Origin of the sequence: Lactobacillus nasalidis (assembly GCF_016587775.1) — a bacterium.
Taxonomy (GTDB): domain Bacteria; phylum Bacillota; class Bacilli; order Lactobacillales; family Lactobacillaceae; genus Lactobacillus; species Lactobacillus nasalidis.
Genome location: NZ_BOCG01000439.1, coordinates 1 through 11,090, shown reverse-complemented (window position 1 = coordinate 11,090; position 11,090 = coordinate 1). Strand labels below are relative to the sequence as shown.

The following is an 11,090-nucleotide window of genomic DNA, read 5'->3' as shown; positions in this document are numbered from 1 at the left end:
AGGCCGCTGAAGCCAAAAAACAGGCCGAAGCCGCCAGCAAGGCAGCTGCCGCCAGCGCCAGTGCCGCCGCTGCTTCCAGCGAATCAGCCGCAGAAGATTCTGCCAGCTCAAGCAGCCAGCGCGGCGACATGAACACATCTGACTCGCAAAAGATCGTCGGCAACGTCAACTCCAAGATCTACCATGTCCCAGGCCAGGCCGGCTACCGCATGAATTCGTCAAACGCGGTCTACTTCAACAGTGAAGAAGAAGCGCAGAGAGCAGGTTACCGGAGGGCCAAGAGATGATGAAAAAGAAGAGAATGATTTTTGGCGTCGGCGCTGCTGTCCTCTTTTTTGGGGTGGCTTCTACCAAGCCGGTTGATTCACAGAATTACCCGAAGATCACGGTCAAGACCAAGTACGTCAACAAGTACAAGGATAAGATCGCCAGCTACGAGTCCAGCAATACGGACCTGGAAACTGACATTGACGACATCAAGGCCGAAAGCGCGTCAGCTGAAAAGAAACTGGCCAAGCAGCCAAGCAGCAAGACCACGAAAACTGCTGCCAGCAAGCAGCCGGCCTCGAGCGCGCAAAAGACTAGCTCCGCCAAGTCCAGTCAGACTGATCTGGCATCCCTAACTTATAGTGGGCAGCTGACGACTACGGTCAATGGCAACAAGCCCGACTTCAGTCAGAGTGACCTCTCAACCAGCCGCGGTGCCTGGCAGACTTACGGCAACCTGGACAGCCTGAACCGGGCAACCACGGCCAATGCAATGCTGAATCAGTCCTTGATGCCAACTGCTAAAAGAGAACCTTTGCATTGGGATCCAACTGGCTGGCACAACAAGCGGATTTCCAGCGGCTGGCTCTATAACCGGAGTCACTTGATCGGCTACCAGCTGACCGGGCAGAATAACAATCCGAAGAACCTAATCACTGGTACCCAGGAACTGAACGTGTCGGGGATGCTGCCATATGAGGACCAGGTCGCGGATTATCTGAAGGAGTCTTCCAGCAACTACGTCCGCTACCGGGTCAAGCCGGTCTTTAAAGGAAATGAACTTCTGGCCCGCGGGGTTCAGATGGAAGCTGAATCTGTCGGCAGCAGTGCCGTTTCCTTCAACGTTTACGTCTTCAACGTCCAGCCTGGCGTCGTTTTGAATTACAGCGACGGCACCAGCCGGGTACAAAATTAAAGCATTTAGAGCGCCTGATAGGCGCTCTTTTTTTGCCCCCAAAGCCTGCATTCAAGATGGATGCAAGCTTCTTTCATCAGCCACAAATACAAAAGAAGATTCTCTTGATTATTGACATCTGTCAAGGAAGAAAGTGCTCACACCCAGTATGCTTAAATTGTAGTACTTGCTGGAAGCAGGGTGATCCTGCTCTTAGACAAGTTTAAGCACGGACTTAGGCAAGAGTAAGGATGAAGTTGCGCACCCGGACAGGTTTTGAAAACTGTCCGTTGAAAGGATAGCGCTTACAATATAAGATGTGATTAGACAAGTAAGAACAAGTAAGGAGGATTTTCTGATGAAAAAGATCATTAATGACCCAGGTAATGTTGTTGAAGAAATGGTAGATGGTTTAGCTGGGATGTACCCGCAATACGTTGAACGGATCCCTGGAACGACTGCCTTACTCCGCAGCAATAAAGATTCTATGAAGGGGAAAGTCGGTCTGGTCAGCGGTGGTGGCAGCGGCCATGAGCCCGCTCACGCAGGTTATGTTGGTCAAGGGATGCTGACTGCAGCTGTTTGCGGGCAAGTCTTCACCTCCCCAACTCCAGACCAAATCTATGAAGCCATCAAGGCTGCTGACCAGGGCAAGGGTGTTTTCTTGATCGTCAAGAACTACTCCGGTGATGTGATGAACTTTGACATGGCCAAGGATTTGGCAGCTATGGACGACATTGAAGTCCGCTCTATTGTGGTTGACGACGACATTGCCGTGGAAAACAGCCTCTACACCCAAGGCCGGCGTGGGGTTGCTGGGACTGTCTTCATGCACAAGATCTTAGGTGCCGCTGCTGACCAAGGAGCCAGCCTGGATGAAATCGAAGAGCTGGCCAAGGCAGTCTTGCCGCACATTAATACCATCGGGGTAGCTTTGTCCGCGGCTACGGTTCCGGAAGTTGGCAAACCGGGCTTCGTGTTGGCTGACGACGAGATTGAGTATGGCGTCGGGATTCACAGTGAACCAGGTTACCGCCGGGAAAAGATCAAGCCATCCAAAGAACTGGCTCAAGAACTCCTTAGCAAGATCGATGAAAGCTTGAAGCTTTCTGCTGACAAGAAGTATGCTGTTCTGGTCAACGGGATGGGTGCTACTCCTTTAATGGAACAGTACATTTTCAGCAGAGACGTTCTGAACTGGCTGGCTGCTAAAAACATTAAGCCGGTCTTCACCAAGGCTGGCAACTATATGACCTCTATCGACATGGCAGGGGTTTCCTTGACGGTGATGGAAGTTGCAGATGACAAGTGGTTGGATTACTTGAACTACCCGGTTGAGACGATTGCTTGGTAAGGAGGAGCAAAAATGGAATTGACGACGGATTTGTTAAACAAGTGGATGGCAGTTTTCGCTGAAAAGATTGAAGCCAACAAAGCATATTTGAGCGATCTTGATACACCAATTGGCGATGGCGACCACGGCAACAATATGGCCAGAGGGATGGCTGCTGTTGAAGAAGCTTTGAATACTAAAAAGCCGGCTGACCTAACTTCTGCCTTAAAGTTGGTGGCTATGTCTTTAATAAGCAAGGTTGGTGGGGCGTCAGGTCCTTTGTACGGGACGGCTTTTTTGGAAATGGCCAAGCTGAGCTCCAGCGAAACTGATCTGGCCAAGTTGGCTGAAGCTGCTCTTTTGGGAATCAAGAAACGTGGTGGCGCTGAGCCGGGAGACAAGACCATGGTTGACGTTTGGTCAGCAGTAGTGCCGGCTTTGGCTGAAGGAAAACTGACAGAAGATATCATTCAGCAGGCTGTGGAAAGTACCAAACCAATGCAAGCCAGAAAGGGCCGGGCGTCTTACTTAGGCGAGCGGTCAATCGGTCACCTGGACCCTGGTTCCGTGTCGAGCGGCTACCTTTTCAGTTCTTTGCTGGAAGTGGAGGAATAGTATGACTTACGGTTTACTAATCGTGTCACACGTGCCGGAAATTGCGGCAGGCCTGCCAAAGCTGCTCAAGCAGGTGGCGGCTGACGTACCGATTACTTATACTGGCGGTACTGACGAAAACGGCATCGGCACTAGCATGGAAAAAATTGGTCAAGCAATTGCGGAGAATTCCGCCGATGAAATTCTGGCCTTCTACGACTTAGGCAGTGCCAGAATGAATCTGGACATGGCTGCAGAATTTGCTGACAAAAAAGTCCGTGTTTATGACGCGGCCCTAATTGAAGGATCATATGTGGCGGCTTCGCTTTTGCAGGCCGGTGTTGGCCTGGCTGAACTTGAAAGTCAGCTGGCGCCTTTAAAAGTTAAGGGGGATTAATCATGAGCGGCTTTTTAGGTGAGTTCTTAGGAACGATGATTTTGATTGTACTTGGTGTCGGCTGCGGCGCCGGCATCAGCTTGAACAAGGCTTATGCTAAGGGGCAGGGCTGGCTCTTTGTAACCTTGGCCTGGGGGATGGCCGTGACTTTCGGCGTTTACGTTGCCGGACAATTTGGCTCACAGGGTCATCTTAACCCGGCAGTAACCATCGGCTTTGCCGCCTTTGGTTTCTTCCCGTGGAGCCAGGTAATGCCATACTTGCTGGGGCAGTTCGCCGGCGCCTTTGTCGGGGCAGCCCTGGTAATTCTGCACTACTATCCGCACTTTAAGGAAACTAAGGCTGACGAAGGCAACAGCGTCGGGATCTTTGCCACCGGCCCAGCCATCAACAGTCCTTTCTTCAACTTCTTAAGTGAAACCATTGCAACCTTTGTCTTTATCTTTACTTTGCTCAATTTGGGCAACTTTACTCAAGGCTTGAAGCCTTTGATCGTTGGCTTCTTGATCATGGTGGTCGGCCAGGCTCTTGGTTCAACAACTGGATTTGCCTTGAACCCAGCACGTGACTTCTCGCCTCGCCTGGCTTACGCAATTTTGCCAGTCCCGAACAAGGGCGGCGCCAACTGGGCTTATGCCTGGGTGCCAGTCTTAGGTCCAATCGCCGGTGGTCTTCTGGCCAGCGGTCTGCAATTTTTGCTTAAGTAGTCCCGCTTTGCTACAATCAGCCTGGAGAAAGCGTGATTAGATGTCTGAAGACTTAAAGCTGCATATTGCACAGGTATTTAAGGATGAGGTGGCAAAAGCCGGCTTCAGCCATGTCAGCGTAGCCAAGGTCATGAAGAAAAGCGGAATCAGACGGCAGACTTTTTACGAAAGTTTTAAAGACAAGTACGACCTGCTCGAATATACGATCAAGTCGATGATGGAGAACGATATTGACAGCAATATCGATTATCTGGACTGGGAAGGGATCATTTTCCTGGTCTTTTACGGAATCGAGCTGAACAAGAAATTCTACAAAAGCGTCTATGAAAGCCAGACTGAAGTTGATGTGGTCGGCGAAATTTCAAAGCACATTGCGGTTTTGCTGAAAAAGATCATTGAAGCTGAAGGGGCAGATTATGACCAGAAGGCACGAGATTTTGTGGAAACCTTCTGCCTTGGGCTGACTTATACGATGATTGACAATCTTTTCCGGCCTAGACCGCTGGAATATGATGTCATTGCCAGCAAGGTCGACAACGCCCTGCACTTTACCTTGAATACCTAATTTTTACCCTTGAAGCCCAATTGGTTTCAAGGGTGTTTTATACTAAGTAAGTTAAGAGAAACTGCGCAAGGAGGTTTGGTCATGAGGATTATCGTTACCGGTGGTGCGGGCTTTATCGGCTCAAATTTTATCTTCTACATGATGAAGAAGCACCCTGACTACAAGATAATCTGCCTGGATAAGCTGACCTACGCGGGCAACCTGTCAACCTTGAAGGATGTTATGGACGAGCCGAACTTCCGCTTCGTCAAGCTGGACATCTGCGACCGTGAGGGCGTCTATAAGCTGTTTGAAGAAGAACACCCGGACCTTGTGGTCAACTTTGCGGCTGAAAGTCACATTGACCGGTCAATCGAAAACCCAGAAATCTTCCTGCAGACCAACATCATCGGCACTTCCGTCTTGATGGACGCCTGCCGCAAGTACGGCATCAAGCGTTACCACCAAATCTCAACCGACGAAGTTTACGGCGACCTGCCGCTGGACTGGCCGGACCTCTTCTTCCGCGAAGACACGCCGCTGCACACTTCAAGCCCGTACTCATCATCAAAGGCCAGTGCTGATCTTTTGGTCGGCGCTTACGGCAGAACCTACGGCCTGCCAGTGACTATTTCCCGCTGCTCCAACAACTACGGTCCTTACCAGTTTCCGGAAAAGCTGATCCCATTGATGATCCAAAGAGCCTTGGACGACAAGCCGCTCCCAGTTTACGGCGAAGGGCAAAACGTCCGCGACTGGCTCTACGTTGAAGACCACTGCAAGGCTATTGACCTCATCTTGGAAAAGGGCACGGTTGGCGAAGTCTACAATATCGGCGGCCACAACGAAATGCACAACATCGGCATCGTCAAGCTGATCTGCGACTACCTGGGCAAGCCTTACTCCCTAATAGAACACGTTACTGACCGCAAGGGCCACGACCAGCGCTACGCGATCGACCCGACCAAGATCCACGAAGAACTTGGCTGGCTGCCGGAAACCGTGTTCAAGGACGGCATCAAGAAGACCATCCAATGGTACCTGGACAACAAGGAATGGTGGGAAAACATCATCTCCGGCGACTACCAGAACTACTACCAAGAGATGTACGGCAGAAGTGAAGAACGGAAAAATGAAGGAAATTATTTTAGCAGACGGCTTCTTTGACTAAGCAATTTTTTAAGCACTGGACGCTTGTCCGGTGCTTTTTTGCTGGAAAGAAAAAGTGCCGAATGACTGCTCTTGCAAAGCAATCATTCAGCACTAATTCCAGCTGCTTAAAGTTTTTCGTACAATTCTTCTGCTAAAAGCCGGCCTTCAGTGGAGTAGCAGGCATAGGAGAAGCCGCCCATGTAGTATTCAGTGAACAAGTCACTGGTCGACATTTCACCCACCGCATAGAGGTCGCGGAAGTCAGAACCATCTGCCTTCTTTACCGCAAAGGTATCATGGTTGATCTTCACCCCGCCGATCGTGCCCCAGGAACCAGGCATTACGTAGAAGGCGTAGAGCTGCTTTTCATTCAAGGGTCTGATCTTGGCTTGCGGCTTGCCGAATTCATCATTGCCGTCTGCGGCTGCCTGCTTGTAGCTGGCAAAGGTCCGCTTAAGCTGCTCTTCGTCCAGGCTCAGCTTTTCGGCCAATTCAGTAACAGAAGCAGCTGTTACGTAAAGCTTGGCATTTTCATCCAGCTTATGGATTCCCTGGCGCAGAATTTCCGGCAAGTTTTCGTCATCGTAAATCAAATAGTATCTGTCGCTGCCATGGCGGTACATTCTTGAGGTGACTTTCAAGCCGTCATACGGTGCTTCATTGGTAAAGCGCTTGGCTTGACTGTCAATGATCATGCCGGTTGAATAGTCGGGAACGTTGTTCCAGGTAATGTACAATTGCGGGTTGAAGTCAAGGTTGCCGTTTTTGTAAACATCGTTATCGGAGAAGGCGGCGCCGATTTCTTGAAGCAAGTGGTAGCCGTCAGCAGTGTTTTCCCGGCTGGCCTGGTTGAAGACATGCACGCTGGCTACTGCCGGCGTGTTCTTTTTAAGCAGGTCCGGAGCATATGACGCGCCGCCAGTGGCCATAACGACGGAGCCGGCAGTAACAGTAAAGCCAGAACCGTCTTTGCTTTCGACCTTGATGCCGGTTGCCTTGTCGCCGTCTGTCAAAATTTGGGTCACCCGGCTGTTGAGGATGATCTTGCCGCCGTGCTTTTTGATGATGTTGCTGAGAAGTTCATCGACTCTGGCCCCGTTGGCGAAATTTCCGTAAACGATCGGCCCTTGATCGATGAAGACTCCCTTGGTATTGGTCATGCCAACCAGTTGGTCAAAAGTCTTGCCGGATTCAGTCATCAGCTTCTTCATGAACTCTCTGTCGTGCGCCTTTTGGGCATCGGCGTTAACGTTGTCAACATAAGTCATGATGCTGTCGATGCTGTTGTCAATGCCTTGCTTTTTGGCGAGCTTGGAGTTTGCCAAGGCGTAAATGGCTCCGGCGTATCTTGAAGAGCCGCCGACTTGCTCGCCTTTGGCCACGATAACGACGTCCAGACCCTTAACGGCAGCGAAGGCGCCAGTCATTAAGCCGCTTAAGCCGGCTCCAGCGATAACGACGTCGGCGGTTAAATCTTCATGGTTGATGGCCAGTGGGCGGTGGTAAGCCTTGCTGGTCCAGGCGGCTAAGTCACCGCCGGCTTTTTCCACTGCGTCTTCGCTAGCGGAAATAATGGCCTTTGAAGTAAGGGTAGCGCCGGAAACCGCGTCAACGTTCAGGGTCTGCTGGCTGACGATTTCCTTGGGAATCAGCTTTACGGCTTCATCGCCGACGTTTGGCGTTTCATGGCTGGAGATGATTTTGAGATCGCCAATCCGGTGGTCAAAAACGTCAATTTTAACGGCTAATTGCCCGCCGTGCCCGGACCCATGGCCGATATAGCTGCCTTCAGTCAAGGAGAGGCTGGTTGGCTTTGCCTTGCCTTCGGCTTGTCTCAAGGCGTCTTTCACTGCTGCCTTAACGCCTTTGGTCGTCAGGCTGGCGCCGGTCACTCCGTCGATGTCAGCGGACTGCTTGTCGATGATCTGCTTTGCGAGTTCTTCATCAGCGCTTTGGCCCACGTTTCTGCTTTCGTTTTTCAAGTCAAGGCTTGCCTTGGTTATCTCGCTTTCGTTGACGGTTAATGACACGCTTAAATCGCCAATGCCTTTGCCCTTGCCAGTGTAAGTGCCGGGATTAAATTTGCTTTTTGTCATTGTTTTCTCTCCTGTACTCTGTGTTCAATTTTTTCTCTACACATAAATCTTAAGTTTTTTCCTTAATAGGCAGAAGTATTAAAATGTTAGTAGCTAATAACCAGAAGTTGTAAGTAGGTAGCGAGAAAAATGAACGATCAACTGAAAACCTTTATCGCGGTGGCTGACAACCAAAGCTTCAATAAGGCAGCCAATGAATTGTATCTTTCAGCCCCGGCAGTCATCAAACAGGTTAACCATTTGGAAGATTCTATAAAAGTAAAGCTGTTTGACCGCAATCATAATGGCGTTACGTTGACGGAAGCCGGCAGATCGTTCTATAAGGATGCCGTCAGGCTGCTGTCGGCTTACGACCAGTCGATCGACCGCGCCAGAAACGCGACGGGAAAGAAGATGTCGATCAAGATCGGCGCTGGCCCGCTTGCGACAGGAACAGCGACTACCAATTTGTGGGTTGAAGTCGGGAAAAGACTTCCTCAGCTTCGGTTTCAGTTCATCCCTTGTTCCTGCTCCTTGGGCAACTTTAATGAATTTTTGGCAGGAATCGGCAAAGACTTTGACTTGGTTTCTTCAGTTTACGATGAAAATCTCTTAAACGAGTACGATATCCAGGCTTTGCAGCTGGACATCACCCCGTTAAGACTGTCCGTTCCTGTCAATAACCCGCTGGCTAAAAAGGATGAGCTTACTTTAAGGGATTTGGATAAGCAGAAGATAGCTCTGCCAGCCAAGGGGAAATTCCGTTGCTTTGACCAGGCCAGGGACTTTTTAAAGCAGAATTCGAAAATTGACCTGCAGGAGATTCCCGGTTTTGACATGAACGTACTGAATCAATGCGTTTCCAACGACTGGCTGTTGTGTTCCGCGGAAGACTGGCAAACCGCGCATCCCTTCTTGAAGGCGAAGAAGGTGGCTTGGAATTGTACCGTGCCTTTCGGCATCGTGTACAGCAAGAAGCCGTCAGCAACCGTGATTGAGGTAATCGATCTCTTAAAAGAAGGCAGGTAGGTCAAGTACTCGATAAAAGCCGCTTCCGGCTTGGCCAGACGCAGTTCACCGCTACCTGGAAGCTTTGAAGGCAGACGGCTTCTTTGACTAAGCAATTTTTTAAGCACTGGACGCTTGTCCGGTGCTTTTTTGCTGGGATTTACAAATGGTTCAAGTAGTAACAAATAGAGTGTGCCGTAAGACTAAACAAGGAAAATATGATATTATAAGTAATAAGGTAGATAGCGCCGTGCACGCCGTGCGTTGAGCATGGTGTTGCAAAAAGATATTAAGGCCCCTGCGGAATATGCTCTCAATTTCTGCGGGGGTTTTCTTTTGCCCCGAAATTGGCAAAAAATTTCGCGGCAAGATCTTGTTCTTGAAAGGTGCCGGCGGTGGCCGGTTTACGAAAAGTTTGCTGTGTAAGAATGCCGTAGTGATGGGGAATCTCTAACGAATATATGTTCCAAGAAAATCTGCGTTGGCAGGAATAGAATCGGGGCAGATGGCAGGAGGGATCGGAAGCGTAAGTAGCAGAAGCTAAAACCTGCTGCTTTAAGGGAAAGAAGGGGACAGGCAAATGAAGCAGTATCAACCTTTGGAAATCGTTAAATACCAGCATGAGTATGACGCCGATTTCTCTATTGATGCGGAATACCAGCGGCGTTTAAGCAATGTCTCAGCGGTTGTGACTCAGCTGCATCCCTTGCTCGATTACAAAAAGGACGGTCGGCAGACCAAGCAGCACCCGCTCTTCTTCATCTACACGGCTGAGATGGTTAAGCTGTTCAGCAAGTTTAAGTGCAACTCCTGTGAACTTGTCCAAGTAAGTCAAAATTTGCCCAAGGCAGCTGTCAGTCGCTTTTTGGATAACCTTCTTCTTGACGAAATCATAAGTACCAACAGTATAGAAGGTATCAAAACCGATGCGACCGAACTTAGCGCAATCATCAAAAGCATCGGCGATCATCCAGAAGAGCAGGAAAAGCGGCTTGGGTCAATGATTTGTATGTACCAGGGAAAGTATCGCAAAATCAATTGTTTGCAGGACTTCCGCAATATCTATGACAAGCTGCTGAAGGGGGAAATTCCTGCAGACAAGCAGCCAAACGGTCAGCTTTTCCGGGATACGTTAGCAGACGGAACTCTCAGAATAGGCTCAACGACTAAAACCGTGCATGTTCCGCCAGTATCTGAACTGGCTATTTCTGAAGCTTTAAGCAGCTTGATCGCCTTTATGAACAAGGATGATCTGTCGGCGGTTTACAAAGCTTTGGTAACTCATTTCTTTTTTGAAAACACTCACCCATTCTTGGACGGCAATGGCCGGATGGGGCGTTATCTTTTGTCGACCTATCTTTCTGGCAAGTATGACCGCTTTACAGGATTTTCGGTTGCCACTGCGATTCATGCGCAAGCGTCCAGCTACTATCGGATCTTCAAAGATGCCGGCAAAGCAGAGAATCGGGCAGAGCTGACGTTTTTTATTGAAGAAATGCTACGGATTTTGACTGACCAACAAGACAAGGTGCTAAATGCTTTGATTCACCGCCAAAGTTTTGATTTCGCTTAAGCCCCCAGCTGATTTCTTGATCCAGATCAAGGCCTGGTGGGCCAGCTCAAGCTACAATAGCTTTATCTAAACAGATGAGGTGACCAACATGACTGACAAAACAGATCTGAAAGCCCGCTTGACGCCGATGCAGTACGCGGTGACTCAAAACGCGGCGACTGAACCGGCCTTTACTGGCGAATACGATGATTTCTTTGAAAAGGGCATTTACGTTGACGTGGTCAGCGGCGAGCCCCTGTTTTCTTCTTTGGACAAGTACGATTCCGGCTGCGGCTGGCCGGCCTTTACCCAGCCAATTGCCAAGCTGACCCAGCGCCGGGACCAGTCCTTTGGCATGGAACGGATCGAAGTCCGCAGCCGCCAGGCCGATTCGCACCTAGGCCACGTCTTTACCGACGGCCCCTTGGACAAGGGCGGCCTGCGCTACTGCATCAACTCTGCTGCCCTCAAATTCATCCCGTATGACCAGCTGGAAGAGGCTGGCTACGGGGAATACCGGCAGCTTTTTGCCTGATGCTCCAACAAAAAAGGCCGCCGGAAGCAGT

The 11,090-nt window shown here is 50.0% G+C and carries 12 protein-coding genes and 1 pseudogene; 12 read left to right on the top strand and 1 reads right to left on the bottom strand.

Annotated elements, in window-relative coordinates; all coding sequences use genetic code 11:
* From lacNas_RS08160 to rfbB, 8 genes are all read left to right on the top strand, one after another.
* Window positions 1-287 (top strand): sunset domain-containing protein (locus tag lacNas_RS08160; protein ID WP_280515438.1); only part of this gene is annotated, 287 nt, incomplete at its 5' end.
* On the top strand, window positions 287-1,183 hold the full coding sequence (locus lacNas_RS08155) for a DNA/RNA non-specific endonuclease (RefSeq protein ID WP_201330176.1): 897 nt from the start codon (window positions 287-289) through the stop codon (window positions 1,181-1,183). The genes lacNas_RS08160 and lacNas_RS08155, both read left to right, overlap by 1 nt.
* 337 nt (window positions 1,184-1,520) lie before the next feature.
* Window positions 1,521-2,516, top strand: coding sequence for a dihydroxyacetone kinase subunit DhaK (gene dhaK, locus lacNas_RS08150; RefSeq protein ID WP_201330173.1), 996 nt, complete (start codon window positions 1,521-1,523; stop codon window positions 2,514-2,516).
* Between the two features lie 12 nt (window positions 2,517-2,528).
* The gene (dhaL, locus tag lacNas_RS08145) at window positions 2,529-3,110 is read left to right on the top strand and encodes a dihydroxyacetone kinase subunit DhaL (RefSeq protein ID WP_201330172.1); all 582 of its coding nucleotides are present in this window, start codon (window positions 2,529-2,531) and stop codon (window positions 3,108-3,110) included.
* A gap of 1 nt (window position 3,111) precedes the next feature.
* The gene (dhaM, locus tag lacNas_RS08140) at window positions 3,112-3,486 is read left to right on the top strand and encodes a dihydroxyacetone kinase phosphoryl donor subunit DhaM (protein WP_201330171.1); all 375 of its coding nucleotides are present in this window, start codon (window positions 3,112-3,114) and stop codon (window positions 3,484-3,486) included.
* Window positions 3,487-3,488: 2 nt separating this feature from the next.
* Window positions 3,489-4,193 (top strand): MIP/aquaporin family protein, encoded by a 705-nt coding sequence (locus lacNas_RS08135; protein WP_201330170.1) that lies wholly within the window; start codon window positions 3,489-3,491, stop codon window positions 4,191-4,193.
* A gap of 40 nt (window positions 4,194-4,233) precedes the next feature.
* Window positions 4,234-4,758, top strand: coding sequence for a TetR family transcriptional regulator (locus lacNas_RS08130; RefSeq protein WP_201330169.1), 525 nt, complete (start codon window positions 4,234-4,236; stop codon window positions 4,756-4,758).
* A gap of 81 nt (window positions 4,759-4,839) precedes the next feature.
* The gene (rfbB, locus tag lacNas_RS08125) at window positions 4,840-5,904 is read left to right on the top strand and encodes a dTDP-glucose 4,6-dehydratase (RefSeq protein ID WP_201330168.1); all 1,065 of its coding nucleotides are present in this window, start codon (window positions 4,840-4,842) and stop codon (window positions 5,902-5,904) included.
* A gap of 110 nt (window positions 5,905-6,014) precedes the next feature.
* Here rfbB and lacNas_RS08120 read toward each other — a convergent pair whose 3' ends face one another.
* Window positions 6,015-7,985 (bottom strand): FAD-dependent oxidoreductase, encoded by a 1,971-nt coding sequence (locus lacNas_RS08120; RefSeq protein ID WP_201330167.1) that lies wholly within the window; start codon window positions 7,983-7,985, stop codon window positions 6,015-6,017.
* Between the two features lie 129 nt (window positions 7,986-8,114).
* On the opposite strand from lacNas_RS08120, the gene lacNas_RS08115 reads away from it, so the two are divergent.
* The 4 genes and pseudogenes from lacNas_RS08115 to msrB all read left to right on the top strand — a co-directional run bounded on the left by lacNas_RS08115 (window position 8,115) and on the right by msrB (window position 11,059).
* Window positions 8,115-8,993, top strand: a complete 879-nt coding sequence (locus lacNas_RS08115; RefSeq protein ID WP_201330166.1) for a LysR family transcriptional regulator — start codon at window positions 8,115-8,117, stop codon at window positions 8,991-8,993.
* A 16-nt stretch (window positions 8,994-9,009) separates the two neighbouring features.
* Window positions 9,010-9,084: pseudogene (locus lacNas_RS14515) on the top strand (SDR family oxidoreductase); the annotation flags it as partial.
* Between the two features lie 468 nt (window positions 9,085-9,552).
* Window positions 9,553-10,545 carry a Fic family protein gene (locus lacNas_RS08110; protein WP_201330165.1) on the top strand — a complete coding sequence of 331 codons (993 nt, stop codon included), beginning with the start codon at window positions 9,553-9,555 and terminating at the stop codon, window positions 10,543-10,545.
* 88 nt (window positions 10,546-10,633) lie between these two features.
* Window positions 10,634-11,059 (top strand): peptide-methionine (R)-S-oxide reductase MsrB, encoded by a 426-nt coding sequence (gene msrB / locus lacNas_RS08105; protein WP_201330164.1) that lies wholly within the window; start codon window positions 10,634-10,636, stop codon window positions 11,057-11,059.
* Window positions 11,060-11,090 lie beyond the last annotated feature (31 nt).

What these genes read in the sequence shown, in the direction of transcription:
- dhaL (WP_201330172.1), top strand. Translation starts at nt 2,529, where the DNA reads ATGGAATTGACGACGGATTTGTTAAACAAGTGGATGGCAGTTTTCGCT.
- lacNas_RS08155 (WP_201330176.1), top strand. Translation starts at nt 287, where the DNA reads ATGAAAAAGAAGAGAATGATTTTTGGCGTCGGCGCTGCTGTCCTCTTT.
- dhaM (WP_201330171.1), top strand. Translation starts at nt 3,112, where the DNA reads ATGACTTACGGTTTACTAATCGTGTCACACGTGCCGGAAATTGCGGCA.
- lacNas_RS08115 (WP_201330166.1), top strand. Translation starts at nt 8,115, where the DNA reads ATGAACGATCAACTGAAAACCTTTATCGCGGTGGCTGACAACCAAAGC.
- msrB (WP_201330164.1), top strand. Translation starts at nt 10,634, where the DNA reads ATGACTGACAAAACAGATCTGAAAGCCCGCTTGACGCCGATGCAGTAC.
- dhaK (WP_201330173.1), top strand. Translation starts at nt 1,521, where the DNA reads ATGAAAAAGATCATTAATGACCCAGGTAATGTTGTTGAAGAAATGGTA.
- lacNas_RS08135 (WP_201330170.1), top strand. Translation starts at nt 3,489, where the DNA reads ATGAGCGGCTTTTTAGGTGAGTTCTTAGGAACGATGATTTTGATTGTA.
- lacNas_RS08110 (WP_201330165.1), top strand. Translation starts at nt 9,553, where the DNA reads ATGAAGCAGTATCAACCTTTGGAAATCGTTAAATACCAGCATGAGTAT.
- lacNas_RS08130 (WP_201330169.1), top strand. Translation starts at nt 4,234, where the DNA reads ATGTCTGAAGACTTAAAGCTGCATATTGCACAGGTATTTAAGGATGAG.
- rfbB (WP_201330168.1), top strand. Translation starts at nt 4,840, where the DNA reads ATGAGGATTATCGTTACCGGTGGTGCGGGCTTTATCGGCTCAAATTTT.
- lacNas_RS08120 (WP_201330167.1), bottom strand. Translation starts at nt 7,985, where the DNA reads ATGACAAAAAGCAAATTTAATCCCGGCACTTACACTGGCAAGGGCAAA.